Here is a 23,911-nt window from a genome sequence, read left to right as displayed (position 1 = left end):
AGCCTAAGCCCGGACATTCCGGCCGCCTCGACCAGGCGCTTTTGCGACAGCTCTGCTACAGCCTTGCTGCGAGTCCGACCCCGGGGGTGTGTCCGGTACCCGGGGCGTGCACACTTCCGTGCATGAACCAGTGGCCCGACTCGTACGACCGAGGAAGCGACCGGTACGGCCGCGGCAGCGCCGCGCCCACCCCGGAGGGTGCGCGTGCCATGCCGCACGTGCGGCAGCGTCCCTCCGTCCCCCCGCAGGACAGAGGCGGCTACGCCGACGCCTACGCCGGGCATCCGGACTCCGGCTACGACTCGGGCTGGAACGAGGGCCAGGTCTACGGCGGCCGGGGTGGCGGCCACGGCGGCCCGGGCGGATACGACCCCTACGGTGCCGCCCCGGGGCGCCCCCGGCCGTCCGCGGGGCGCCGGTTCAAGCGCATATGCGTGACCGTGCTGGTGGTGGCCCTGGTCTGGGTGACGGGCACCTACTTCTGGGCGGACTCCGAGCTCCGGCGCGAGGTCGACCTCGGCATCGTGCAGGAACGCCCGGAGAGCGCGGAGGGCACCACGTACCTGATCGTCGGCTCGGACAGCCGCGACGGCATGAGCGACGCGGAGATGAAGGACCTCCACACCGGCGGCCCGAGCGACGGCGGCCGCACGGACACCATGATGATCCTGCACGTCGGCCCGGAGGGCGACACTCTGGTGTCGCTGCCGCGCGACTCGTGGGTCACGATCCCCTCCTTCACCGGTTCCGAGAGCGGCAAGGAGTACCCCGCTCGCGGCGGCAGCAAGCTGAACGCCTCCTACGCCTACGACGGGCCGACGCTGCTGGTCCGCACCGTGGAGTACAACACGGGGCTGAAGATCGACCACTACGCGGAGATCGGCTTCGGAGGCTTCGCGAAGATCGTGGACGCCGTCGGCGGAGTGGAGATGGACATCCCGCGCGACATCAAGGACAAGAACTCCGGCTCCGACTTCCGCAAGGGCAAGCAGACGCTGGACGGCAAGCAGGCCCTGGCCTTCGTCCGCAACCGCTACGAGGCGGGCAGCGACCTGGAGCGCACGAAGAACCAGCAGAAGTTCCTGTCCGCGCTGGCGGACCAGACCGCCACGCCCTCCACGCTCCTCAACCCGTTCAAGCTGTACCCGACGATGGGTGCGGGCCTGGAGACGCTGAAGGTCGACAAGGACATGAGCCTGTTCGACCTGATGGAGATGTTCTGGGCGATGAAGGGCATCTCGGGCGGCGAGAGCGGCGGCCGGTCGATGAACATGCCGCTGACCAACACACCGGCCCCGGGCGGCTCCCTCCAGTGGGACATGGCGCGGGTCGAGCAGCTGGTGGGCCAGATCCAGGCGGGCGAGAAGGTGACCGTCCCCGGCGGGCGCCCCTGACCGCACCCGGGCACGGGCCGAGGGGCCGCGGAGACGTGAGGTCTCCGCGGCCCCTCGCCGTGCGCCCGCCCCTCCTCCCCCGGTCCCGACCGGAGGAGAGGGAGCCCCTCAGCAGGCGCACAGGCAGAAGGGGTGGCCCACGGGGTCCAGGTACACGCGGAAGCCGCGCTTCCCTCCGTCGTCGCCCTGGACCAGGCGTGCCCCCAGCGCCAGGACCTCCTCCTCCGCCTCGGCCATGCGCTCCTTCGGCACGTCCAGGTCCAGGTGGAACTGCTGGGATCCCCCGGTTCCCGGCCACTGCGGCGGCACGTATCCCTCGACCTGCTGGAACGCGAGCCGCCGGCCGTCCGGGCCGACCGCTTCGTACCAGTCGTCGCCGCCCTCGACCGTCCGGTCGAGCACGCGGGCGTAGAACTCGGCGAGTGCGCGGGGGTCGGGACAGTCGAGGACGGTGGCGCCGAGCGTCGCGAGAGCCATGACGCGTTCCTTTCGCTGTGCGTTACTGCTTCATGGGGTGATGCGGTAACGACGTTACCGCATCACCCCATACATGGGTAACGTTGACGGCATGCCGAACCGCAGGGCGCCGCAGCCGCTCGCTCTGGTGCAGGACCTGGTGAACACCTACGACGTCGAGGACGAGCGGGAAACGCTCGTCGACGGACCCTCCCTGACCGCGTTCCTCACCGCGCACGGGCTCGGTGAACCGGGCCCGGCCACCGCGGACCTGCCCGCCGTACGGGAACTGCGCGAGGCGCTGCGCGGAGCCTGCCTCGCGCACGCCGGACACGACCCGGACCCCACCGCCGTGCAGCGGCTGAACCGGCTCCTGGCGGACGCGCCGCTGGTCGTGCGGACCGCGCCCGACGGCCGCGCCCGGCTGGTGCCCGCCCCCGGGACGGCCGGGGCCGGCCGGCTGACCTCCCGGATCGCGGCCGACATCGCGGCAGCGGCGGCCGAGGGCACCTGGCAGCGACTCAAGGCCTGCGAGGCGGAGGACTGCCGGTGGGTCTTCTACGACCGCAGCCCCGCGGGGCGGAGCCGCTGGTGCTCGATGCAGGTGTGCGGCAGCCGGGCGAAGATGCGCGCCTACCGGGACCGGCGGCGCACGACCGGCCACGGGACGACGCTCTGACGGGCGGTCCCGTCGCACGCGCCCCGGAGGGGGAGTTCCGGCTCAGGCCGTGGGCCGCCCCAGCGCGCGGAAGGCCCAGCCGGCCTTGCGCCACAGCTCCGCGTCGAGCGTGTTCCGGCCGTCCAGAATGCGGCGCACGGCCACCGCGTCCCCCAGTACGGCCGGGTCCAGTTCGCGGAACTCGCGCCACTCGGTGAGGTGCAGCACCACATCCGCGCTCCGCACGGCCTCCAGTGCACTGTTCCCGTAGCCCAGGGTCGGGAAGATGCGGCGGGCGTTCTCCATGCCCTTGGGGTCGTAGACGGTGACCTGGGCGCCCTGCAGGTGGAGCTGGCCCGCCACGTTGAGCGCCGGCGAGTCCCGCACGTCGTCCGAGTCGGGCTTGAAGGTGGCGCCGAGGACCGCCACCCGCTTGCCCAGCAGCGCCCCGCCCACGGCCTCCCGCGTCAGCTCGACCATGTGGCTGCGGCGGCGCATGTTGATCGAGTCGATCTCCCGCAGGAACGTCAGAGCCTGGTCCGCGCCCAGCTCACCGGCGCGCGCCATGAAGGCCCGCAGGTCCTTGGGGAGGCAGCCGCCGCCGAAGCCGATCCCGGCGCGCAGGAACTTCCGCCCGATCCGGTCGTCGTGACCGATCGCCTCCGCGAGCTTCGCCACGTCGCCGCCTGCCGCCTCGCAGACCTCCGCCATCGCGTTGATGAAGGAGATCTTGGTGGCGAGGAAGGAGTTCGCCGCGACCTTGACCAACTCGGCGGTCGGAAAGTCCGTCACCACGAACGGCGAGCCCTCGGCGATCGGCTGCGCGTACACCACGCGCAGCAGGGCTTCGGCCCGCTCGCTGCGCACGCCCACCACGATGCGGTCGGGGTGCAGCGTGTCCTTCACGGCGAAGCCCTCGCGCAGGAACTCCGGGTTCCAGGCCAGCTCCACCTCGCCCTCGGCCGCCGGGGACAGCTCGGCGAGCCGGGCCGCCAGCCGCTCCGCGCTGCCCACGGGGACGGTGGACTTTCCGACCACCAGAGCGGGGCGGCGCAGCAGCGGCGCGAGGGACTCGACCGCGGCCTCCACGTAGCTCATGTCGGCGGCGTACTCGCCGTGCCGCTGGGGGGTGTTCACACAGACGAAGTGGACGTCGCCGAACTCCGCGGCCTCCTCGTAGGAGGTGGTGAACCGCAGGCGGCCGCTGGCTCCCTCGAAGCCGGCGACGTGCCTGCGCAGCAGCTCCTCCAGCCCCGGCTCGTACATCGGCACTTCACCGCGCGCGAGCATCTCGGCCTTCTCCGGCAGCACGTCCACACCCAGCACCTCGAACCCGAGGTCGGCCATCGCGGCCGCATGTGTGGCACCGAGGTACCCGGTGCCGATCACAGTGATCCTGGGCGATGCCGGAGGGGCCATGGACTACTCCAAAACGATGCGGGACCGAGCGCGTGCCCGCAGCATATCGGGGGCAGTCCGGAGATGTAGCTCACGTAGGCCGGGCACGGCTTCCGGCCCTACCATGGGAGTTACTTAACGGTCATTAGCATCCCGGGAGTGAGACACCGTGGCAGGAACTGCCGACTTCGACCTCTACCGGCCGTCCGAGGAGCACGACATGCTCCGCGACTCGGTGCGCGCGCTCGCCGAAGCGAAGATCGCCCCGTTCGCCGCGGAGGTGGACGAGGAGGGGCGCTTCCCGCAGGAGGCCCTGGACGCACTGGTCGCGAACGACCTGCACGCCGTCCACGTCCCGGAGGCGTTCGGCGGCGCGGGCGCCGACGCGCTCGCGACGGTCGTCGTCATCGAGGAGGTCGCCCGGGTCTGCGCGTCCTCGTCGCTGATCCCGGCGGTCAACAAGCTCGGGTCGCTGCCCGTGATCCTCTCCGGCTCCGAGGAGCTGAAGAAGAAGTACATGGCGCCGTTGGCCAAGGGCGACGCGATGTTCTCCTACTGCCTCAGCGAGCCGGACGCCGGCTCCGACGCGGGAGGCATGAAGACCCGCGCCGTCCGCGACGGCGACTCCTACGTCCTCAACGGTGTGAAGCGCTGGATCACCAACGCCGGGGTCTCCGAGTACTACACGGTCATGGCCGTCACCGACGCGGACAAGAAGACCCGCGGCGGCATATCGGCGTTCGTCGTGGAGAAGGGCGACGAGGGCGTCTCCTTCGGCGCGCCGGAGAAGAAGCTCGGCATCAAGGGCTCCCCCACCCGTGAGGTCTACCTCGACAACGTCCACATCCCCGCCGATCGCATGATCGGCGGAGAGGGCACCGGCTTCGCCACGGCCATGAAGACCCTGGACCACACCCGCATCACCATCGCGGCCCAGGCCCTCGGCATCGCCCAGGGCGCCCTCGACTACGCCAAGGGCTACGTCCGGGAGCGCCAGCAGTTCGGCAAGCCGATCGGCGACTTCCAGGGCGTGCAGTTCATGCTCGCCGACATGGCGATGAAGCTGGAGGCCGCCCGCCAGCTGACGTACACGGCCGCTGCCAAGTCCGAGCGCGTCGCGCTCGGCGGCAACAAGGAGGACCTCACCTTCTTCGGTGCGGCCGCCAAGTGCTACGCCTCCGACGCCGCCATGGAGATCACCACCGACGCGGTCCAGCTCCTCGGCGGGTACGGCTACACCCGCGACTACCCGCTGGAGCGCATGATGCGCGACGCGAAGATCTGCCAGATCTACGAGGGCACCAACCAGGTCCAGCGCATCGTCATGGCCCGCAACCTGCCCTGACGACCCAACCTCACCGCGCACGGCGAGCGGCCCCGGCACGTGCCGGGGCCGCTCGCCGTGCGCGTGTGTGCGGTACCGCGCGGAACCGCCTCCGAGGTGGATGTGTCGAGAAGACAGCGGCGTTGTGGTGGCACCCGGCGGCTCGTTCGGATTGACTCGACGGGGGAAGGGCCGTTTCACGCCGCCGCTTCGAGGAGGAGTGCAGTGCTGGAGATGTGGCAGGGGATCGCCCTGGTGGGAGCAACGCTGCTCACCGGGGTGATGGCGGGGCTGTACTTCGCCTTCTCCATCGCGGTGATGCCGGGACTCGCGGCGTGCGAGGACCGCACGTACGTCGAGGCGATGCGGTCGGTCAACGACAAGATCCTCAACGCCTGGTTCGGCCTCGCGTTCGCGGGGGCGCCGCTGCTCATCCTGGTGGCCGGTGCGCTGCACCTGGACGGCGACGACACCCGGCTCGTGTTCTGGACGCTGGCCGCCTTCCTGCTGTACGCCCTGACGCTGGGCATCACCTTCCGTGTGAACGTGCCGCTGAACGACCATCTCGACTCGGACGAGGTGGAGCCCGGTGAGGCGCGGGCGCGGTTCCAGTCGCGGTGGGTGCGGTGGAACCACGTGCGCACGGTGCTGAGCACGGCGGCTCTGGGCTGCCTGGCGTGGGCGCTGGTGCTGCACGGTCACGGCTGAACCCGGCGTGCGGCGCGCCCGCCGCGCCGCGGGGGTGGCGGCGGGGCGGGGCGGGCCTGCGGTCAGCCGTCGAGGGTGCCGATCGTCGCGACGGAGGGGCGGCGGCGCTGCCGCAGGTCGGCGGCGACGGACTCCGCGTCGCGCAGCACGCGGACGGCGTTGTGCCAGGTCAGTTTCGCGAGGTCGGCGTCCGACCAGCCGCGGTGGAGCAGTTCGGCGACCAGGTTGGGGTAGCCCGCGACGTCGTCGAGGCCGGAGGGGGTGAGCGGCGTACCGTCGTAGTCGCCTCCGATGCCGATGTGGTCGATGCCGGCGACCTCGCGCATGTGGTCGAGGTGGTCCGCGACGGTGGCGGCAGTGGCGACGGGAAGCGGGTGGGCCTCCTCGTACGCCTGCTGGACCTTGCGTCCCTCCGCGGTGCCGTCCAGCGGGTGCAGGCCGTGGGCCCGCATGTTCTCGTCGGCTGCCAGGACCCAGGCGCCGACCTCGGGCAGCACGAACTTCGGCACGAACGTCACCATCGCCACGCCGCCGTTGGCCGGGAGGCTCGCCAGCACGTCGTCGGGGATGTTCCGCGGGTGGTCGCAGACCGCGCGGGAGGAGGAGTGGGAGAAGACCACCGGGGCCTCGGAGACCCGCAGCGCGTCCCGCATCGTGGTGGCGGCGACGTGCGAGAGGTCGACGAGCATGCCGCAGCGGTTCATCTCGCGGACGACTTCTTCGCCGAAGCGGCTCAGGCCGCCGTGCCGGGGCTCGTCGGTCGCCGAGTCCGCCCAGTCGATGGTGTCGTTGTGGGTGAGCGTCATGTAGCGGACGCCCAGGTCGTGGAAGGCGCGGAGGGTGCCGAGGGAGTTGTTGATGGAGTGTCCGCCCTCGGCGCCCATGAGCGAGGCGATGCGGCCCTCGGCGCGCGCCGTCTCCATGTCGTCGGCCGTGCCGGCGAAGCGCAGGTCGCCCGGGTAGCGGTCGAGCAGCTGCCGCACGACGTCGATCTGCTCCAGCGTGGCGCTGACGGCCGCGTCGCCGGAGAGGTCGGTGCGCACGTAGACGGACCAGAACTGCGCCCCGACGCCGCCGGCCCGCAGCCGCGGGATGTCGGTGTGGAGGTGGGCGGACTGGTCCGTGGCCACGTCGCGGCGGTCGATGTCGTAGGCGACCTGTTCGCGCAGCGCCCAGGGGAGGTCGTTGTGCCCGTCGACGACGGGGTGTTCGGCGAGCAGGGCGCGTGCCCGGTCCAGGTGCGAGGCGGCGTCGGTCATCGGGCACCCCCTCCGAAGCCGAAGCCGGCGTCCGCGGCGGCGACCTTGGCGCGCAGCCTGCGGCCCTTCTCGGTCGCCTTCTCGTTCAGGTCGGTGAGGAAGGAGGTCATCTGTTCCTGCAGGTCGGGGTCGTGCGCGGCGAGCATCCGCACGGCCAGCAGTCCGGCGTTCCGTGCGCCGCCGACGGAGACGGTGGCCACGGGGACGCCGGCGGGCATCTGCACGATGGAGTAGAGCGAGTCGACACCGTCGAGGTGCTTCAGCGGCACGGGCACGCCGATGACCGGCAGCGGGGTGACGGAGGCCAGCATGCCGGGCAGGTGGGCGGCACCGCCCGCTCCGGCGATGACGGCACGGAGTCCGCGCCCTGCGGCCTCCTCCCCGTAGGCGAGCATCTCGCGCGGCATGCGGTGGGCGGAGACCACGTCCACCTCGTACGGCACCTCGAACTCGTCGAGTGCCTTCGCGGCGGCCTCCATGACGGGCCAGTCGGAGTCCGAGCCCATGACGACGCCGACCCGCGGCGCGACGGAGGACTGATCGGGCTGTGCGGCTGCTGCGGTCACTCCGTGATCGTCCCTCTCAGGTAGCCGGCGGCGTGGGCGGCGCGCTCGCGCACGTCGGCCAGGTCGTCGCCGTAGGTGTTGACGTGGCCGACCTTCCGGCCCGGTTTCACGCCCTTGCCGTACATGTGGATCTTCAGCTGGGGATCGCGCGCCATGCAGTGCAGGTACGCCGGATACATGTCGGGGTAGTCGCCGCCGAGGACGTTGGCCATCACGGTCCACCGGGCGCGGGGGCGCGGGTCGCCGAGCGGCAGGTCGAGGACGGCGCGGACGTGGTTGGCGAACTGGGAGGTCACGGCACCGTCCTGCGTCCAGTGGCCGGAGTTGTGCGGACGCATCGCGAGTTCGTTGACGAGGACGCGCCCATCGCGGGTCTCGAAGAGTTCCACCGCCAGGTGCCCGACGACGTCGAGTTCCTCGGCGACGGTCAGCGCGAGTTCCTGCGCGGCCGCGGCGAGATCGGCGTCGAGCTCGGGTGCGGGCGCGATCACGGTGTCGCACACGCCGTTCACCTGGATCGACTCCACAACCGGGTAGGCGACGGCCTGCCCGTGCGGGGAGCGCACGACGTTCGCGGCCAGCTCGCGGGCGAACTCGACCTTCTCCTCGGCGAGCACCGGGACACCGGCGAGGAACGGTTCCGACGCCTCCTCGGCGCTGCCGACCACCCACACGCCCTTGCCGTCGTAGCCGCCGCGCACGGTCTTGAGCACGACGGGGAAACCGTCGCCCTCCGCGGCGAAGACCGCCACGTCCGCGGGGTCGGCGACGAGGCGATGGCGCGGGCAGGGCACCCCGATCGCGTCCAGGCGCGCCCGCATCACGCCCTTGTCCTGGGCGTGGAGCAGCGCGTCCGGGCCGGGGCGCACCGGGACACCGTCCGCCTCGAGGGCGCGGAGGTGCTCGGTGGGCACGTGCTCGTGGTCGAAGGTGACCACGTCGCACCCGCGGGCGAACTCACGCAGTGTGCCCAGGTCGCGGTGGTCGCCGAGGACCACGTCGCCGACGACCTGCGCGGCGGACTCCTGGGGGGTGGTGGAGAGGAGCTTGAACCTGATGCCGAGGGGGATGCCCGCCTCGTGTGTCATACGAGCGAGCTGTCCGCCGCCGACCATGCCGACTACCGGGAACGTCACGCCGTCCAGACTATCCGGCCCGCCGCACGGCCCGTGTCACGGGCATCCGCCGCCCCGGGTTCGCCGTGATCCTGCGGCGGGAAGCGCCGCTGGTTAGCATGAGGCGCGGACCGCCTCCGCCGGAGGACGCCGACCAGGAACGGGGACCGAGCGATCACTATGGGTGAAGGGCGTGGCGTTCCGGCTCGCCTGCGACAGCTGATCCGCGAGGTCGCGAAGTTCGGGACGGTCGGCGCCTGCGGTGTGCTGGTGAACGTCGCGGTGTTCAACCTGTGCCGGGGAGGGCTGGGCCTGGCGCCCCTGCTGTCGGGTGTCCTCGCGACGAGCGTGGCGATCGGCACGAACTACGTGGGCAACCGGTACTGGACGTACCGGCACGCGGACAAGCGTCGGGTGCGGCGCGAGCTGTCGCTTTTCCTCTTCTTCAGCGGCGTCGGCATGGTGATCGAGAACGGCATGCTGGCGCTGTCCCGCTACGGCCTGGACCTGACCTCGGCGATGGCGGACAACCTCGCCAAGAACGTCGTCGGCCTCGGCCTCGGGACGGCTTTCCGTTTCTGGTCCTACCGCACCTGGGTGTTCGCCGACGAGGCGCCCGCGGGTGCCGCCGGGTCGGGCGGGGCCCGGTTCGGCGTCCCGGTGCAGGGTCGGCCGGATGCGTCAGGTGGCCTGGTCGGTGTCGCGGCTCAGGAAGAGGGCGAAGACGGGCGGGCGCAGCTGCAGCAGTTCCAGCCGGCCGCCGTCCGCCTCGGCGAGGTCGCGGGCCACGGCGAGGCCGAGGCCCGTTGAGTTGTGCCCGCTGACGGTGCGTTCGAAGACGCGGGAGCCGAGTGAGGAGTCGACGCCCGGGCCCTCGTCGCTGATCTCCACCACGACCTGGTTGCCGGTCGCGCGGGTGCGCAGGGCGACGGTGCCGCCGCCGTGCATCAGGGCGTTCTCGATGCAGGTGGCCAGCACCTGCGCCACGGCCCCCGGGGTCCCGATCGCCCGCATGCCGGTCCTGCCGGAGCGGACGATCGCCCGGCCCTCGACGCGGTAGGCGGGCTTCCACTCCTCCGTCTGCTGTTTGACCACGTCGTCGAGGTCGAAGGCGACCGCCGAGCCGGACTTGGGGTCGCGGGAGTTGGTGAGCAGCCGCTGCACGACGTCGGTGAGCCGCTCGACCTGGGCGAGCGCGATGGTGGCCTCCTCGGTGACCAGGGCGCGGTCCTCCGGGGCCTCGGCGTCGGCGGTGGCGATGATCTCCTCCAGCCGCATCGACAGCGCCGTGAGCGGGGTGCGCAGCTGGTGGGAGGCGTCGGCGGCGAGTCGGCGCTCGGCGGTGATCATGCGGCCGATGCGTTCCGCGCTGGCGTCCAGCACGTCGGCGACGCGGTCGAGTTCGGGGACGCCGTACCGGCGGTGGCGCGGGCGCGGGTCGCCGGAGCCGAGCCGTTCGGCCGTCTCGGCCAGGTCGGTGAGAGGGGAGACCACCCTGTGGGCCTGCCGCACGGCGAGGATGGCGGCGGCGATGATCGCGAGCACCGCCACGGCCAGGATGATCAGCAGCATGCGGCCCACCTCGTCCCGCACCGTCTCGTCGGACTGCTGGACGAGGACCTGCTCGCCGTGGGCACCGGTCTGCCGGGCCTCGATCACGTCGCCGCCGGGGCGGTCGCCGAAGACGATCGGTGCGCGTCCCGGCACGTCGATGCGGACGTACCGGTTGCCCTCGACGGTGGTGCGCAGCGTCCTGGCGGACACCGCCTCGTCCGCGACCAGCCGGCTCTCCACGACGGACGCCACCCGCACGGCCTCGGACCGGACGCTCTCCCGGGCGCTTTCCTCGATGGTGCGGGACTCGACCAGCATGAGGGAGGCCCCGAAGACGGCGAGGACCACGAGGACCACGGCGAGCGTGGACTGGATCAGGCGGCGGCGCATGGAACGGTGGGTCTCAGCTCTTCTCGAAGCGGAAGCCGACGCCCCGCACGGTGGCGATGTAGCGCGGGTTCGCGGCGTCGTCCCCGAGCTTCTTCCGGAGCCAGGAGATGTGCATGTCGAGGGTCTTGGTGGACGACCACCAGGTGGTGTCCCAGACCTCGCGCATCAGCTGGTCGCGGGTGACGACGCGGCCGGCGTCGCGCACGAGGACGCGGAGGAGGTCGAACTCCTTGGCGGTGAGGTGGAGTTCCTCGTCGCCCATCCAGGCCCGGTGGGACTCGGCATCGATGCGGACTCCGTGGGTGGCGGGCGGTGCGGCCGCCTCGCTGACCGCGCCGCGGCGCAGCAGTGCCCGTACCCGTGCGAGGAGTTCGGCGAGGCGGAAGGGTTTGGTCACGTAGTCGTCGGCGCCCGCGTCGAGCCCGACGACGGTGTCGACCTCGTCCGCGCGGGCGGTCAGTACGAGGACGGGGAAGCCGTGGCCCTCGTTGCGGAGCCGCCGGCAGACCTCCAGGCCGTCCATGCCGGGCAGGCCCAGGTCCAGCACGAGCAGGTCGATGGCGTCCCGCAGCCCCGCCTCCAGGGCGCCCGGGCCGTCCTCACGGACCTCGACCTCGTATCCCTCCCGGCGCAGCGCCCTGGCCAGGGGTTCCGAGATCGACGCGTCATCCTCGGCGAGCAGTACACGGGTCATGGGCCGATGGTAGTCCTCGCACCACAGGCGGTGTGCGTCCCCGGGTCCGGGACCGTGCTCCCCGTCGGACGGCCCCGGGCGGGCGACGGACGGGGACGCCCGATAGTCGGAGAGGTGCTGGGAATCACCGACGTAACCTCTTCTTTACCTTCGGTTGCACGGAAGGTTTCCGGTTTCACCTGTGATCTGCATCGCATTCACTTCCACAACAGGCAGGTCCCTGCCGTAAGGTGTGCTCGATTCTGCAAGTCGACGCCGATGCCCCCTGCCCTGGTGCGGCCGGGGCCGCTCGGCGTGCGGGACCGGCTGTGCCCGGACCCGCGATCCCCCCACCGGGCGCGCACACGGCCCTTCTCGCCGCGCGTCCCGAGCGAGCAAGGAGCCACCACCATGGCGTCCAGCCTGACGAAGGCCGGAGCCGGCACCACCGGCGAACGGACCTTCTTCGGCCACCCCCGCGGTCTGGCCACCCTTTTCATGACCGAGATGTGGGAGCGCTTCAGCTTCTACGGCATGCGGGCCCTGCTGGTCCTCTACCTGACGGCTCAGGTGGCGGACGGCGGTCTGGCCATGAAGGCCTCCACCGCGACCGCGCTGTACGCCGTCTACAACGCCACCGTCTACCTGCTGGCGGTCCCGGGCGGCTGGTTCGGCGACCGGGTCTGGGGACCGCGCCGGACGACGGCGGTCGCCGGCTGCATCATCATGACCGGCCACTTCCTGCTGGCCGTGCCCTTCGAGGCATCGTTCTTCGTGGGTCTGGTCTTCATCGCGGCCGGTTCCGGACTGCTGAAGTCCAACATCTCCACGATGGTCGGCCACCTCTACGACGGGCCGAACGACCCGCGCCGTGACGGCGGCTTCACCATCTTCTACATGGGCATCAACATCGGTGCCTTCCTCGCGCCGCTCGTCATCGGCACCGTCGGCCAGGAGGTCAACTGGCATCTCGGCTTCGCCATGGCCGGCGTGGGCATGGGCCTGGGCCTCATCCAGTTCCTGGTCGGCACCCGCAGCCTCGCCGAGCGCAGCAGCATGGTTCCCTCGCCGCTGTCCGCGGAGGAGCGCAGGGAGGCACTGAAGAAGACCGGTATCGGCGTCGCGATCGCCACGGTGTTCTACGGCACGCTGACCGTCGCCGGCATCTTCAGCATCGACTGGGTGCTGTGGCCCATCTCCATCGCCGGTATCGCGCTGCCCGCGCTCTACTTCGCGCGGATCCGCCGCGACAAGGACGTCACCGCGGACGAGAAGAAGAAGATGACCGGGTTCATCTGGTTCTTCATCGCCGCGGCGCTGTTCTGGCTGATCTTCGACCAGTCCGGCTCGACGCTGACCGTCTTCGCGAAGGAGAGCACCTCCTCCACGCTGTTCGGCCTGGCGTTCCCGGAGAGCTGGTTCCAGTCCCTGAATCCGCTGTTCGTGATGGCGCTGGCGCCGGTCCTCGCCGCCCTCTGGGTGAAGCTGGGCCGCCGCAACCCGACGACCACCACGAAGTTCGGTATGGGCCTGACCGGCATCGGCCTGTCGTTCGGTCTGATGATGCTCGCCATGGGCGTCGTCGCCGCGAGCGACGAGAAGGCCTCGCCGCTGTGGCTCGCCACGGTCTACCTGATCATGACCGTGTCGGAGCTGTGCCTCTCGCCGGTCGGCCTGTCGGTGTCCACGAAGCTGGCCCCGGAGAAGTACTCCAGCCAGGTCATGGGCCTGTGGTTCCTGGCCGTCACGGCCGGCAACTGCCTGGCCTCGATCTCGGCGCTGGTGTTCGGCGAGGCCACCGGATCGTCGGCCTACTTCGGCGCGATCGGCGCCCTGGCCGTCGTCGCCGGTGTCGCCTTCCTGCTGAACCGCAAGAAGGTCATCCGGCTGATGGGCGACGTCCACTGACGCGGCCCCACGGACGCACACGGTGTCCCGGCCGGGGATCCTCCCGGCCGGGACACCGTGCGTTGCGCCGCGGAAGGCGCTTCGGAAGGCGGTCAGGAGCCGGCAGGGACTCCCGGGGAGAGCCGGGCGCGCGAAACGGGCCGGACCGGTGCGGCGCGACGGCGCGGACCTCAGACCGGGGCGGCGAGCTCCGCCCACACGGTCTTGCCGTGGCCGTCGCCGCCGCGCACCACGCCCCAGTCCAGGCAGAGCCGCTGGACGATGAACATGCCGTGCCCGCCGGGCCGTCCCGCACGGTGCGGCGTACGTGCCGCGGGGTCGCCGGCCCCGGCGTCCACGACCTCCAGCCGCACCAGCTTGGCTCCGCTGCCGATGCGCAGCTCCTCGGGGCCCCCGGCGTGCAGACAGGCGTTGGTGACGAGTTCGGAGACCACCAGCAGGACGTCCTCGGCCGCCGCGCGCTGGTCCGCGGTCGCCGCCGGCAGCCAGCCCCAGTCCTGCAACGCCTTACGGGTGAAGTCCCGGGCGCGCGACACACTGCCGCCGGCACCGACGAGACGCAGTCTGCGCACCTGGCTCAGCGGCCGCTCCCGCTCGGCCTCCGGCATCGCAGCGGACAGCGCGGCGCCTTCGGGCTCCTTGCCGCGATCCGCCGGAAACGGCCGGATGGTGCTCATCAGTGGTTCACCTCACCGGTTACCTGAAAGATTCTTCAGTCTCCTGCCCTGCCGGACGGTGAGAACACCCACGGATTCGGACGGGTTGGTGTGATGCGCGCAACTCACGACGGCGACGAGCCCGTGAGCGGCGCATGACGAACGGATAACACCTCTGTTGCGGTGGCGACTACGCTCCGGCCACGCTCGACAGCGCCGCATCGAGGTCGGGGTGCACGGTGAAGACGGCGTCGGCACCGGTGATCTCGAAGACCCGGGCGACGGCCGGGCGCATGCCGGCGAGGTGAACGCCCCCGCCTGCCTCCTCGGCCTTCAGGCGGGCACCGAGGAGGACGTTCAGCCCGGTGGAGTCGCAGAAATCCAGGGCGGTGCAATCCACCACCAGGTGACTGCTTCCACCCTCCAGGCACTGGTCCAGCGGCTCACGCAGCACATCCGCGGTGTGGTGATCAAGCTCACCCCTGGGGGACAGCACGGCGCTCGCGCCCATCGTCCGCACGTCGACCGTCAGCCGACGCCCGCTCGTACTGCCGGGCATCCCGCGGTCCATGAACAGCCCTTCCGTTCGCGTGACATGAGCCCACCCCCGCTACCCGGTGGCGCGCCACTCGAACCCTACGCCCTCACCGTCGCCGACGGTAGCCGGAGAGGGCTCACATCCGGACAAAGCGACCATCGCAGACTTGCCATGCACGTGCATGTCCCGGTAGTACCTATAGGGACATTCGAAACCACGTCGGCTCGGAGGCGCCGCACACCGCAGTGCACGTCACGGCTTCGGCAGCCATACGCCGAGAATCACGGAGGACACCATGTCACCCCGGCTCGACAACGGGATAGCGGACATCGCCGGCCCGGCCATCCCGGCCCAGCTCGGCCAGGACACGAGCCCGGACGCCGTCGCTCACGCACCCGAGGCAGACGCACACGCCCCGGAGGCTGTCGTCGAGGAGATCCTCGATCAGCTGCATGTGGCGGAGCTCCCCCTCTTCGAGGACGTGGGGCCCGTCGACGCGCGAGCACTGTCCAAGACCCTCTTCGAACGACTGACCGGTCTCGAGGAGGGCACCCACGAGTACTCCTACGTCCGGAACACCCTGATCGAGCTCAACCTCGCCCTGGTGAAGTTCGCGGCCTCCCGTTTCCGCTCCCGCAGCGAGCCGATGGAGGACATCGTCCAGGTCGGCACCATCGGCCTGATCAAGGCCATCGACCGCTTCGAACTCGACCGGGGCGTGGAGTTCCCGACCTTCGCGATGCCGACGATCGTGGGTGAGATCAAGCGCTTCTTCCGCGACACCTCCTGGTCGGTGCGCGTGCCGCGCCGGCTCCAGGAACTGCGGCTGGACCTGGCGAAGGCGGGCGACGAGCTCGCCCAGCGCCTGGACCGCGCACCCACCGTCGACGAGCTGGCGGAGCGCCTCGGCCTCTCCCGCGACGAGGTCGTCGAGGGCATGGCGGCCTCCAACGCGTACACGGCCAGTTCGCTGGACGCGCAGCCCGAGGAGGACGATTCCGAGGGCGCGCTGGCCGACCGCATCGGCTACGAGGACCACGGCCTCGAGGGCATCGAGTACGTCGAGTCGCTCAAGCCGCTCATCGCCGAGCTGCCGCCGCGGGACCGCCGGATCCTCTCGCTGCGGTTCGTGGCCAACATGACCCAGTCGGAGATCGGCGAGGAGCTGGGCATCTCGCAGATGCACGTCTCCCGGCTGCTCGCGCGCACCCTGGGCAGGCTCCGCAAGGGCCTGATGATCGAGGAGTGAGGCGGCACCACCCGCCCCCACGGACGGCTGGAGGTCCCCGCACCGGGTGCGGGGACCTCCAGCCGTCCGTGCGGGGTGCTCAGACCTCGCGGACGCCGCGCCGCCACACGGCGTCGACGAGCGGGACGCCCGGCCGGTAGACGAGGTGCACGTGCGACGGGGCGTCCAGCAGGGTCAGGTCGGCGTACGCGCCGGGTGACAGCCGCCCGACGTCGTCGCGCAGCAGCGCGCGGGCCCCTCCGGCCGTCGCCGACCACACCGCCTCGTCCGGCGTCATGCCCATCTCGCGCACCGCGATGGCGAGGCAGAACGGCATGGACGAGGTGAAGGACGAGCCCGGGTTGCAGTCCGTGGACAGCGCCACTGTGACGCCCGCGTCCAGCAGGCGCCGCGCGTCCGGGTAGACGGCGCGGGTGGAGAACTCGCAGCCGGGCAGCAGCGTGGCGACGGTGGAGCCCTGGGCGAGGGCGTCCACGTCGGCGTCCGTGAGGTGTGTGCAGTGGTCGGCGGAGGCGGCGCCGAGTTCGACGCCGAGCTGCACGCCGGGGCCGTGCGAGAGCTGGTTGGCGTGGATGCGCGGCACGAGCCCGCGTTCCTTCCCGGCGGTGAGGATGGCGCGGGCCTGGTCCCCGTCGAAGGCGCCCTTCTCGCAGAACGCGTCCACCCAGCGGGCGTGCGGCGCGCAGGCGTCGAGCATCTCTCCCGTGACCTGCTCGACGTAGCCGTTCGGATCGTCGGTGAATTCCGGAGCGACGATGTGGGCGCCGAGGTAGGTCACCTCCTCGGTCTGCTCGGCGGCGATCCGCAGCGCCCGTGCCTCCTGGCCGGGGGTGAGGCCGTAGCCGGACTTGGTCTCCTGCGTGGTGGTGCCCTGGCGCAGCGCCTCGCGCAGGTAGCGCGCGAGGTTGGCGGCCAGTTCGGCGTCGGTGGCGGCGCGGGTCGCCGCCACCGTGCTGCGGATGCCCCCGGCCGTGTAGGGCTTTCCGGACATGCGGGCGGCGAACTCCCGGGTGCGGTCGCCGGCGAACACCAGGTGGGAGTGGGAGTCCACGAACCCGGGGAGGACGGCGCGGCCCGCCGCGTCGTGGGCGTGGTCGGCCGCGGGAGCGGCGGCCGACGGGCCGGCCCAGGCCACGCGGGCGCCCTCCGTCACGAGCGCGGCGTTCTCGATCACGCCGAGCGGCCCCTCTCCCAGGGCGGGGTCGTTGGTGACGAGGGTGCCGATGTCGTGGATGAGGGTCGTGTCGCTCATGGGGTGGCTCTCCTGGTGGCGGTGTGGGCGCGTGCGGGGCCGGGTCGGCGGCCCGGTGCTCAGGGGGTGACCGCGGCGACGGCCTCGGCGAGGACCCCGGGTACGTCGGGCACGGTGGTGTGCACGCCGTCCCGGACGACGTGCCGGCCGCCGACGACGGTGTGCCGCACGTCCGCGGCCGTCCCGGCGAAGACCACCGCCTCCGTCGCCATGCGGGACGCCGGACCGACCGTGCGCACACTGTCCAGGGCGATCGTGGTGAAGTCGGCCAGCATCCCGGTCTCCAGCCGGCCCGCGGCCGGCCAGCCCAGCGCGGCGTGCCCGTCCTCGGTGGCGGCGCGCAGCAGCTGCGCCGCCGTCCAGTGCCCGCGGGCGCGGGTGCGGAGGCGCTCGTCGAGCTCCATGGCCCGGGCCTCCTCCAGCAGGTCGATCACGGCGTGGCTGTCGCTGCCGAGCGACAGCGTGCTCCCCGCGCGCTGCAGCGCGGCCGCCGGACCGACACCGTCGGCCAGGTCGCGTTCCGTCGTGGGGCACATGCACACCCCGGTCGCGGAGCCGCCGAGCAGCGCGATGTCGCTGTCGGTCAGGTGCGTGGCGTGGACGGCGGTGGTGCGCGGGCCGGTGACGCCGTGGTCGGCGAGCAGTTCGGTCGGGGTGCAGCCGTGCGCCTCGCGGCAGGCCTCGTTCTCTGCGGGCTGCTCCGAGAGGTGGACGTGCAGCGGGGCGTCGCGCTCCTCGGCCCAGGCGGCGACGGTGCCCAGCTCCTGCGCCGGGACCGCCCGGACCGAGTGCACGGCGGCGCCGATCCGGACGGTGCCGTCGATGTCGGCGCGAAGCCGCCCGGCACGCTCCGCCCAGGCTTCGGCGGTGCCGTCGGAGAAGCGGCGCTGGGCGGGGGTGGGCTCCCGGCCGAAGCCGGAGGACAGGTAGCAGGCGTCCAGGAGGGTGAGCCTGATCCCGGCTTCGGCTGCGGCGGCGATGAGCGCGCCGCCCATCGCGTTGAGGTCGTCGTACCGGCGCCCGTCGCGGTCGTGGTGCAGGTAGTGGAACTCCCCCACGCACGTGATGCCGGCGAGCGCCATCTCCGCGTACACGGCGCGGGCGAGGGCGAAGTACGTGTCGGGGGTGAGGCGCGAGGCGATCTGGTACATCGTGTCGCGCCACGTCCAGAACGTGCCGGAGCCGACCTGCACGGTGCTGCGCAGGGCCCGGTGGAAGGCGTGGCTGTGCGTGTTCGCGAGGCCCGGGATCGTGAGGCCCCGCAGCGGTTCCGCGCCGGGCGGCGGGGCGGCGACGCCGGTGCCGACGGCCGTGATGCGGCCGTCGGCGACGTCGAGGGCGACGGCGGGTTCGACGGTGCCGTTGAGCCAGGCGTACTCGGCCCAGTAGGTCGTCACGGCGTGGTCGGCCGGCATGCGAGGTCCTCCAGTACGTCGGCGAGTGCGGACACCCCTGCCACGCAGTCGTCCTCCTCGGCGAACTCGGCCGGCGAGTGCGAGACGCCGGTGGGGTTCCGCACGTACAGCATGGCGGTGGGGACGTGCGCGGAGAGGATTCCCGCGTCGTGTCCGGCACCGGTCGGCAGGACGGGTACCCCGCCGAGGCGGGCACCGATCCTGTCGCGGAGGGCGTCGGCGAACTCCACGACCGGCGTGAACGACTCGCGGACGACCGACACGCCGACGCCGTCGCGGGTGCCGCGCTCGGTCGCCGCCTGTTCGATCGCCGTGACGACCGCCTCCAGGGTCTCCTCGTCGGCGGCCCGCGAGTCGAGCCAGCCGCGCACCAGGGAGGGGACGGCGTTGACGCCGTTCGGTTCGACGGCGACCTTGCCGAAGGTGGCGAGTGCTCCGGCGAGCCGCGCCTTCTTGCGGGCGGCCAGCACGGTGGTGGCGTAGGTGAGCATCGGGTCGCGGCGGTCCTCCAGGCGGGTGGTGCCCGCGTGGTTGGCCTCGCCGGTGAAGTCGAAGCGCCAGCGCCCGTGCGGCCAGATCGCGGACGCCACGCCCACCGGGTGCGGAGTGTCCGCGAGGGCCCGGCCCTGCTCGACGTGGAGTTCGACGAACGCACCGATGCGGGAGAGGCGCTCCGGGTCGGCACCGAGGGTCTCGGGGTCGTGTCCGGCCCGCTCCATGGCCTGCGGGAGGGACACGCCGTCGGCGTCGCGCAGTGCGCGGGCCTTCTCCACGGTGAGCTGCCCGGCGGTGAGGCGGGAGCCGACGCAGGCCAGTCCGAAGCGGGCGCCCTCCTCGTCGGCGAAGTTGACGATGCCGAGCGGGCGTCCGAGGGCGGCGCCGCGGGCGCGCAGGGTGTCGAGGGCGGCGAAGGAGGACACGACGCCGAGCGGGCCGTCGAAGGCTCCGCCGTCGGGGACGGAGTCGAGGTGGGAGCCGGTGACGACGGCGTCGCCCTCCTGCGGGTCGCCCAGCCAGGCCCACTGGTTGCCGTTGCGGTCCAGCTCGTACGTGAGCCCCCGTGCGCGCGCCTGGTCGTGGAACCAGGCGCGGCAGTCGGTGTCGGCGCCGGTCCAGGCGTAGCGGCGGTAGCCGCCGCTGCCGCCGTCCCGCCCGACCGGCGCGAGGTCGCGCCACATCTCGTGGAAGGACGGCGGGTCCGCCACCGCGCCGCCGGTCACGCGTCCTCCCCCTCGCGCATGGGGATGCGCACGTCGCGCTCGGCCGCGATCGCGTCGGCCCGGTCGTATCCGGCGTCGACGTGGCGGACGACACCCATGGCGGGGTCGTTGGTGAGCACCCGGTGCAGCTTCTGCCCCGCGAGCGGCGTGCCGTCGGCGACGGTCACCTGGCCGGCGTGGATCGAGCGGCCCATGCCCACGCCGCCACCGTGGTGGAGGGAGACCCACGAGGCGCCGGAGGAGATGTTGACCATGGCGTTGAGGAGCGGCCAGTCGGCGATCGCGTCGGAGCCGTCGAGCATGGACTCGGTCTCGCGGTACGGCGAGGCGACGGAGCCGCAGTCGAGGTGGTCGCGTCCGAGTGCGAGCGGAGCCGAGATCTCGCCGCTCGCGACCATGTCGTTGAAGCGTTCGCCGGCCTTGTCGCGCTCGCCCAGGCCGAGCCAGCAGATCCGCGCCGGCAGGCCCTGGAAGCGCACGCGTTCGCCCGCGAGCCGGATCCAGCGCGCGAGGGACTCGTTCTCGGGGAAGAGGTCGAGGAGGGCCCGGTCGGTCGCGGCGATGTCCTTGGGGTCGCCGGAGAGCGCCGCCCAGCGGAAGGGGCCCTTCCCCTCGCAGAACAGCGGCCGGATGTAGGCGGGCACGAAGCCGGGGTAGTCGAAGGCCCGCGCGTACCCGGCCGTCCGGGCCTCGCCGCGGAGGGAGTTGCCGTAGTCGAAGACCTCGGCCCCGGCGTCCTGGAAGCCGACCATGGCCTCGACGTGGCGGGCCATGGACTCCTGTGCGCGGCGGGTGAAGTCGGCGGGCTTCTCCGCGGCGTGGGCGGCCATCTCCTCGAACGGGATGCCGGCGGGGAGGTAGGAGAGCGGGTCGTGGGCGGAGGTCTGGTCGGTGACGATGTCGACGGGCGCGCTCATCGCCAGCAGCCGGGGAAGGATTTCCGCGGCGTTGCCGAGCAGTCCGACGGAGAGCGGGCGGCGGGCGTCCCGCGCCTCCGTGGCGAGGCGGAGGGCGTGGTCCACGGAGTCGGCGCGCACGTCCAGGTAGCCGTGTTCGATGCGCCGCTCGATGCGGGACGGGTCGCACTCGACGCAGATCGCCACGCCGCCGTTCATGGTGACGGCGAGCGGCTGGGCGCCGCCCATCCCGCCGAGCCCGGCGGTGAGGGTGATCGTGCCGGCGAGGGTGCCGTCGAAGCGTTTGCGGGCGACGGCGGCGAAGGTCTCGTAGGTGCCCTGGAGGATGCCCTGGGTGCCGATGTAGATCCAGGAGCCGGCGGTCATCTGGCCGTACATGGTGAGGCCGAGCGCCTCCAGGCGGCGGAACTCCTCCCAGTGGGCCCAGTCGCCGACCAGGTTGGAATTGGCGAGGAGCACGCGCGGCGCCCATTCGTGGGTCTGCATGACGCCGACGGGGCGGCCGGACTGCACCAGCATCGTCTCGTCGTCGCGCAGCGTCTCCAGGGTGCGGACCATGGCGTCGAAGGAGCGCCAGTCGCGCGCGGCCTTGCCGGTGCCGCCGTAGACGACGAGTTTGTCGGGGTGTTCGGCGACCTCGGGGTCGAGGTTGTTCTGGAGCATCCGCAGGGCGGCCTCCTGGGGCCACCCCCGCGCGGTGGGTGTGGTTCCGCGGGGTGCCCGCACGGGTCGCGGTCCTGCCATGGCGCTGCCTCCCTGGTGTGGATCTGCCGAACGGCCGAGCATCCATCTATTCATACAGCCTACGTACTGAATAGTTTCAGTCAACAACCACCGTCGGATTCCTCACCTGCCGGGTGACACGCTGGACGGCATGAACCACGCAGACCCCGCAGCCGCCCGTCTCGCCGGCCGCCGCGACCGGGCCGTACGAGCCGCCGTCGAGCACGGGCTGGTGGACGAGGAGCACCATCCGGTCGCCGCACTGCTCGACGTCACCGCCGTGCGTGAAGCCGCGGCGTCGCTGCACGCCGCGTTCGCGGAGGTGACCGCCCCCGGACAGGAAGTGCTGCACGCCTTCGCGGTCAAGGCGGGCTCGCTGGTCCCGGTGCTGCGGCTGCTGGACGACTGCGGGGTCGGCGCGGAGGTGGCCAGTCCCGGGGAGCTGGCGCTGGCCCGCGCCGCGGGCGTGCCCGCGGCGCGCACCGTGCTGGACAGCCCGGCCAAGACGACGGCCGAACTGCGCGAGGCGCTCGGGCTGGGCATCGCCCTCAACGTCGACAACCCGCAGGAGCTGGAGCGGCTGGACGCCCTGGTCCACGCCGCGGGCGGCACGTCGTCCGCGCCGGTGGGGCTGCGCGTCAATCCGCAGATCGGCGGCGGCGACATCGACGCCATGAGCACCGCGACGGCCACCTCCAAGTTCGGCGTCGCCCTGCGGGACGAGGGCGCGCGGCGGTGGGTGGTCGAGGCCTACCGGGCCCGGCCCTGGCTGACCCGGCTGCACTGCCACGTCGGTTCGCAGGGCATGGCGCTGTCCGTCATGGCGGAGGGTGTCCGCGCGACCTGGGAGCTGGCGGAGGAGATCAACACCGCGGTCGGGTGCCGGCAGGTCACCGTGCTCGACATCGGAGGCGGCCTCCCGGTCAACTTCGACTCCGACGAGACCGCTCCGGCCTTCGCGGACTACGCGCGCCTGCTCGCCTCCCGGGTTCCCGGGCTCTTCGACGGCCGGTACGGACTCGTCACCGAATTCGGACGGTCGCTGCTCGCCAAGGCCGGAACGATCGTGGCCCGCGTCGAGTACGCCAAGTCGTCGGGCGGCCGGCCCATCGCGGTGACGCACGCGGGCGCCCAGGTCGCCGTCCGCACGGTGTTCGCCCCGGACGCGTGGCCGCTCCGGGTGGCCGCGTACGACGCCAAGGGCCTCCCCAAGGACGGCCCGGCCGTCGCCCAGGACGTCGCGGGGCCGTGCTGCTTCGCGGGCGACCTGGTCGCGCGCGAGCGAGCCGTGCCCCTGATGGCCGCGGGCGACCACGCCGCGCTGCTCGACACCGGCGCCTACTACTTCTCCACGCCGTTCGGCTACAACTCACTGCCCCGCCCGGGCGTCCACGGCTACGACGCGTCGGCCGGCGACGCCCCGGTGCGGTTCATGACCGTCCGTGCGCCCCAGACGCAGGCCGACCTGGTGGCGGAGTCCGGCGGACCCCACCGCGACGCGCTGACGCAGTAGGCGCCCCGTCGGCACGCCGCCCCGCCGGGCCGTCACTCGACGAAGAGCCGGCGGGCCGCGGCGCGGGCGTCGAACTCCTCCAGCCGGGCCTGGGCGTCGGGCAGCCCGTCGCACATCGCTTCCAGCAGCACGCGGCCCAGCAGCATCGGCGCGCACGCGGTGTCGAACGCCAGGCCGGTCCCGACCGCGGCGGGCAGCAGCAGGTCCCGCGGATCGGCGACCGGCGCGAACGCGCTGTCGGCCACGGTGACGATCCGGAGCCCGGCTTCCCGCGCCTGCTCCAGCGCCTCGGAGAGTTCCCGCGGGTAGCGGGGCAGCGCGAAGCAGAGCAGGACGTCCGCACCGGCCCGCACCGCGGCGTCGATGCGGTCGGCGAGCATCGATCCGCTCTCGTCCAGCAGCCGCACGTCCGGGTGGACCTTGGCCGCGAAGTACGCGAAGCCGCGCGCCTGCGCCGAGGCGGCCCGCAGCCCGAGCACCGGCAGGGTGCGGGAGGCGGCCAGCAGCCGCCCCGCCTGCTCCACGGGCGCGGGGTCGGCCAGCAGGGCAACGAGCCGGCGCAGGTTGTCGATCTCGGCCTCGACGGCCTGCTGGTAGGCGTTCGGCGGCGGCGACGGCTCTCCTTCCGCCTCCGCGGCGGCCGGGATGTCACGCAGGTGGCGGCGCAGCGCCGGGTAGCCGTCGAATCCGAGAGCCACGGCGAACCGGGTGACGGAGGGCTGGCTGACTCCGGCGAGCTCCGCCAGTTCGACGCTCGACAGGAACGGGGCGTCCGCGGCCCGGCGCACCATGCAGTGCGCGATGCGCCGCTGGGTGGGCGTCAGCCGCCTCCCCTCGAAGAGCTGCTGCAGTCGGGCGCTCGGACTGCCGCGCCGTGGCGCCCCCTGGTCTCCATTCATCACTCAGCGACTCTGCATGAGCCTATGCAGAGCGGGCAAGCGCGACGGGCGGGGCGTCGCCCGAACCGCGACCGCCGGCCGGCCCGCCCTCGGCGGGCCGGCCGGCGGAGCGGCGGGGGGCGGGGC

Annotated in this window: 21 protein-coding genes and 1 pseudogene; 8 read left to right on the top strand and 14 right to left on the bottom strand. The window is 72.4% G+C overall.

Annotated features, from left to right (window positions below; all coding sequences use genetic code 11):
• Nucleotides 1-122: 122 nt before the first annotated feature.
• Entirely contained in the window at nt 123-1,394 is a 1,272-nt protein-coding gene (locus ACL06G_RS19615) for an LCP family protein (protein WP_412785313.1), read from the top strand.
• A gap of 108 nt (nt 1,395-1,502) precedes the next feature.
• Here ACL06G_RS19615 and ACL06G_RS19610 read toward each other — a convergent pair whose 3' ends face one another.
• Nucleotides 1,503-1,871 (bottom strand): VOC family protein, encoded by a 369-nt coding sequence (locus tag ACL06G_RS19610; protein ID WP_412785314.1) that lies wholly within the window; start codon nt 1,869-1,871, stop codon nt 1,503-1,505.
• A gap of 91 nt (nt 1,872-1,962) precedes the next feature.
• Between ACL06G_RS19610 and ACL06G_RS19605 the strand changes: the two genes are divergently transcribed.
• A complete protein-coding gene (locus ACL06G_RS19605) occupies nt 1,963-2,529 on the top strand; it encodes a CGNR zinc finger domain-containing protein (RefSeq protein WP_412785315.1) in 567 nt (188 codons plus the stop codon).
• Nucleotides 2,530-2,571: 42 nt separating this feature from the next.
• Here the strand turns inward: ACL06G_RS19605 and ACL06G_RS19600 are convergent, their stop codons facing one another.
• A complete protein-coding gene (locus tag ACL06G_RS19600; RefSeq protein ID WP_412836426.1) occupies nt 2,572-3,927 on the bottom strand; it encodes a UDP-glucose dehydrogenase family protein in 1,356 nt (451 codons plus the stop codon).
• Nucleotides 3,928-4,075: 148 nt separating this feature from the next.
• On the opposite strand from ACL06G_RS19600, the gene ACL06G_RS19595 reads away from it, so the two are divergent.
• Both ACL06G_RS19595 and ACL06G_RS19590 read left to right on the top strand, forming a co-directional pair.
• Nucleotides 4,076-5,251, top strand: coding sequence for an acyl-CoA dehydrogenase family protein (locus ACL06G_RS19595; protein ID WP_412836425.1), 1,176 nt, complete (start codon nt 4,076-4,078; stop codon nt 5,249-5,251).
• Nucleotides 5,252-5,464: 213 nt separating this feature from the next.
• Nucleotides 5,465-5,938: an anthrone oxygenase family protein gene (locus tag ACL06G_RS19590; RefSeq protein WP_412785470.1), complete on the top strand. Its 474-nt coding sequence runs from the start codon at nt 5,465-5,467 to the stop codon at nt 5,936-5,938.
• A 62-nt stretch (nt 5,939-6,000) separates the two neighbouring features.
• Here ACL06G_RS19590 and ACL06G_RS19585 read toward each other — a convergent pair whose 3' ends face one another.
• From ACL06G_RS19585 to ACL06G_RS19575, 3 genes are read right to left on the bottom strand one after another with little or no spacing between them, the layout of a single operon-like run.
• Nucleotides 6,001-7,197: a dipeptidase gene (locus ACL06G_RS19585; protein WP_412785319.1), complete on the bottom strand. Its 1,197-nt coding sequence runs from the start codon at nt 7,195-7,197 to the stop codon at nt 6,001-6,003.
• On the bottom strand, nt 7,194-7,763 hold the full coding sequence (purE, locus tag ACL06G_RS19580; protein WP_412785320.1) for a 5-(carboxyamino)imidazole ribonucleotide mutase: 570 nt from the start codon (nt 7,761-7,763) through the stop codon (nt 7,194-7,196). The genes ACL06G_RS19585 and purE overlap by 4 nt, the downstream gene beginning before the upstream one ends.
• On the bottom strand, nt 7,760-8,899 hold the full coding sequence (locus ACL06G_RS19575) for a 5-(carboxyamino)imidazole ribonucleotide synthase (protein WP_412785321.1): 1,140 nt from the start codon (nt 8,897-8,899) through the stop codon (nt 7,760-7,762). The genes purE and ACL06G_RS19575 overlap by 4 nt, the downstream gene beginning before the upstream one ends.
• A 159-nt stretch (nt 8,900-9,058) precedes the next feature.
• Between ACL06G_RS19575 and ACL06G_RS19570 the strand changes: the two are divergent.
• Nucleotides 9,059-9,421, top strand: a pseudogene (locus ACL06G_RS19570) (GtrA family protein); the annotation flags it as partial.
• A 138-nt stretch (nt 9,422-9,559) separates the two neighbouring features.
• On the opposite strand, the gene ACL06G_RS19565 reads toward ACL06G_RS19570, so the two are convergent.
• Entirely contained in the window at nt 9,560-10,822 is a 1,263-nt protein-coding gene (locus tag ACL06G_RS19565; protein ID WP_412836424.1) for a sensor histidine kinase, read from the bottom strand.
• Nucleotides 10,823-10,835: 13 nt separating this feature from the next.
• The gene (locus tag ACL06G_RS19560; RefSeq protein ID WP_412785323.1) at nt 10,836-11,516 is read right to left on the bottom strand and encodes a response regulator transcription factor; all 681 of its coding nucleotides are present in this window, start codon (nt 11,514-11,516) and stop codon (nt 10,836-10,838) included.
• Between the two features lie 390 nt (nt 11,517-11,906).
• Between ACL06G_RS19560 and ACL06G_RS19555 the strand changes: the two genes are divergently transcribed.
• Nucleotides 11,907-13,403, top strand: coding sequence for a peptide MFS transporter (locus ACL06G_RS19555; RefSeq protein ID WP_412785324.1), 1,497 nt, complete (start codon nt 11,907-11,909; stop codon nt 13,401-13,403).
• A gap of 170 nt (nt 13,404-13,573) precedes the next feature.
• Here the strand turns inward: ACL06G_RS19555 and ACL06G_RS19550 are convergent, their stop codons facing one another.
• Nucleotides 13,574-14,080: an ATP-binding protein gene (locus tag ACL06G_RS19550; protein ID WP_412785325.1), complete on the bottom strand. Its 507-nt coding sequence runs from the start codon at nt 14,078-14,080 to the stop codon at nt 13,574-13,576.
• A gap of 169 nt (nt 14,081-14,249) precedes the next feature.
• Nucleotides 14,250-14,630, bottom strand: a complete 381-nt coding sequence (locus ACL06G_RS19545; protein WP_412785326.1) for an STAS domain-containing protein — start codon at nt 14,628-14,630, stop codon at nt 14,250-14,252.
• 262 nt (nt 14,631-14,892) lie between these two features.
• Here ACL06G_RS19545 and ACL06G_RS19540 point away from each other — a divergent pair, with 262 nt between their 5' ends.
• Nucleotides 14,893-15,846: an RNA polymerase sigma factor SigF gene (locus ACL06G_RS19540; RefSeq protein ID WP_412785327.1), complete on the top strand. Its 954-nt coding sequence runs from the start codon at nt 14,893-14,895 to the stop codon at nt 15,844-15,846.
• A gap of 79 nt (nt 15,847-15,925) precedes the next feature.
• On the opposite strand, the gene hutI is transcribed toward ACL06G_RS19540, so the two are convergent.
• Genes hutI through hutU form a run of 4 tightly spaced genes read right to left on the bottom strand, consistent with a single transcriptional unit; the run spans nt 15,926 to nt 21,394 of the window.
• A complete protein-coding gene (hutI, locus tag ACL06G_RS19535; protein ID WP_412836423.1) occupies nt 15,926-17,098 on the bottom strand; it encodes an imidazolonepropionase in 1,173 nt (390 codons plus the stop codon).
• 59 nt (nt 17,099-17,157) lie between these two features.
• Nucleotides 17,158-18,513, bottom strand: coding sequence for a formimidoylglutamate deiminase (locus ACL06G_RS19530; RefSeq protein WP_412836422.1), 1,356 nt, complete (start codon nt 18,511-18,513; stop codon nt 17,158-17,160).
• Nucleotides 18,492-19,691 (bottom strand): allantoate amidohydrolase, encoded by a 1,200-nt coding sequence (locus ACL06G_RS19525; protein WP_412785471.1) that lies wholly within the window; start codon nt 19,689-19,691, stop codon nt 18,492-18,494. Before ACL06G_RS19525 ends, ACL06G_RS19530 begins: the two co-directional genes overlap by 22 nt.
• Nucleotides 19,692-19,729: 38 nt before the next feature.
• Nucleotides 19,730-21,394, bottom strand: a complete 1,665-nt coding sequence (gene hutU / locus ACL06G_RS19520; protein ID WP_412836421.1) for a urocanate hydratase — start codon at nt 21,392-21,394, stop codon at nt 19,730-19,732.
• 130 nt (nt 21,395-21,524) lie between these two features.
• Between hutU and ACL06G_RS19515 the strand changes: the two genes are divergently transcribed.
• Entirely contained in the window at nt 21,525-22,886 is a 1,362-nt protein-coding gene (locus tag ACL06G_RS19515) for a type III PLP-dependent enzyme domain-containing protein (RefSeq protein ID WP_412836420.1), read from the top strand.
• Nucleotides 22,887-22,918: 32 nt separating this feature from the next.
• Here ACL06G_RS19515 and ACL06G_RS19510 read toward each other — a convergent pair whose 3' ends face one another.
• Complete coding sequence (locus tag ACL06G_RS19510) at nt 22,919-23,785, bottom strand: MurR/RpiR family transcriptional regulator (protein WP_412785472.1); 867 nt, start codon at nt 23,783-23,785, stop codon at nt 22,919-22,921.
• Nucleotides 23,786-23,911 lie beyond the last annotated feature (126 nt).

It is taken from the genome of Streptomyces callyspongiae, assembly GCF_047200695.1.
In the GTDB taxonomy this organism is placed as follows: domain Bacteria; phylum Actinomycetota; class Actinomycetes; order Streptomycetales; family Streptomycetaceae; genus Streptomyces.
This window is presented reverse-complemented; position numbering and strand designations above follow the sequence as displayed.

What these genes read in the sequence shown, in the direction of transcription:
- ACL06G_RS19615 (WP_412785313.1), top strand. Translation starts at nt 123, where the DNA reads ATGAACCAGTGGCCCGACTCGTACGACCGAGGAAGCGACCGGTACGGC.
- ACL06G_RS19610 (WP_412785314.1), bottom strand. Translation starts at nt 1,871, where the DNA reads ATGGCTCTCGCGACGCTCGGCGCCACCGTCCTCGACTGTCCCGACCCC.
- ACL06G_RS19605 (WP_412785315.1), top strand. Translation starts at nt 1,963, where the DNA reads ATGCCGAACCGCAGGGCGCCGCAGCCGCTCGCTCTGGTGCAGGACCTG.
- ACL06G_RS19600 (WP_412836426.1), bottom strand. Translation starts at nt 3,927, where the DNA reads ATGGCCCCTCCGGCATCGCCCAGGATCACTGTGATCGGCACCGGGTAC.
- ACL06G_RS19590 (WP_412785470.1), top strand. Translation starts at nt 5,465, where the DNA reads ATGTGGCAGGGGATCGCCCTGGTGGGAGCAACGCTGCTCACCGGGGTG.
- ACL06G_RS19585 (WP_412785319.1), bottom strand. Translation starts at nt 7,197, where the DNA reads ATGACCGACGCCGCCTCGCACCTGGACCGGGCACGCGCCCTGCTCGCC.
- ACL06G_RS19565 (WP_412836424.1), bottom strand. Translation starts at nt 10,822, where the DNA reads ATGCGCCGCCGCCTGATCCAGTCCACGCTCGCCGTGGTCCTCGTGGTC.
- ACL06G_RS19560 (WP_412785323.1), bottom strand. Translation starts at nt 11,516, where the DNA reads ATGACCCGTGTACTGCTCGCCGAGGATGACGCGTCGATCTCGGAACCC.
- ACL06G_RS19555 (WP_412785324.1), top strand. Translation starts at nt 11,907, where the DNA reads ATGGCGTCCAGCCTGACGAAGGCCGGAGCCGGCACCACCGGCGAACGG.
- ACL06G_RS19550 (WP_412785325.1), bottom strand. Translation starts at nt 14,080, where the DNA reads ATGAGCACCATCCGGCCGTTTCCGGCGGATCGCGGCAAGGAGCCCGAA.
- ACL06G_RS19545 (WP_412785326.1), bottom strand. Translation starts at nt 14,630, where the DNA reads ATGGACCGCGGGATGCCCGGCAGTACGAGCGGGCGTCGGCTGACGGTC.
- ACL06G_RS19540 (WP_412785327.1), top strand. Translation starts at nt 14,893, where the DNA reads ATGTCACCCCGGCTCGACAACGGGATAGCGGACATCGCCGGCCCGGCC.
- hutI (WP_412836423.1), bottom strand. Translation starts at nt 17,098, where the DNA reads ATGAGCGACACGACCCTCATCCACGACATCGGCACCCTCGTCACCAAC.
- ACL06G_RS19530 (WP_412836422.1), bottom strand. Translation starts at nt 18,513, where the DNA reads ATGCCGGCCGACCACGCCGTGACGACCTACTGGGCCGAGTACGCCTGG.
- ACL06G_RS19525 (WP_412785471.1), bottom strand. Translation starts at nt 19,691, where the DNA reads ATGTGGCGCGACCTCGCGCCGGTCGGGCGGGACGGCGGCAGCGGCGGC.
- hutU (WP_412836421.1), bottom strand. Translation starts at nt 21,394, where the DNA reads ATGGCAGGACCGCGACCCGTGCGGGCACCCCGCGGAACCACACCCACC.
- ACL06G_RS19515 (WP_412836420.1), top strand. Translation starts at nt 21,525, where the DNA reads ATGAACCACGCAGACCCCGCAGCCGCCCGTCTCGCCGGCCGCCGCGAC.
- ACL06G_RS19510 (WP_412785472.1), bottom strand. Translation starts at nt 23,785, where the DNA reads ATGAATGGAGACCAGGGGGCGCCACGGCGCGGCAGTCCGAGCGCCCGA.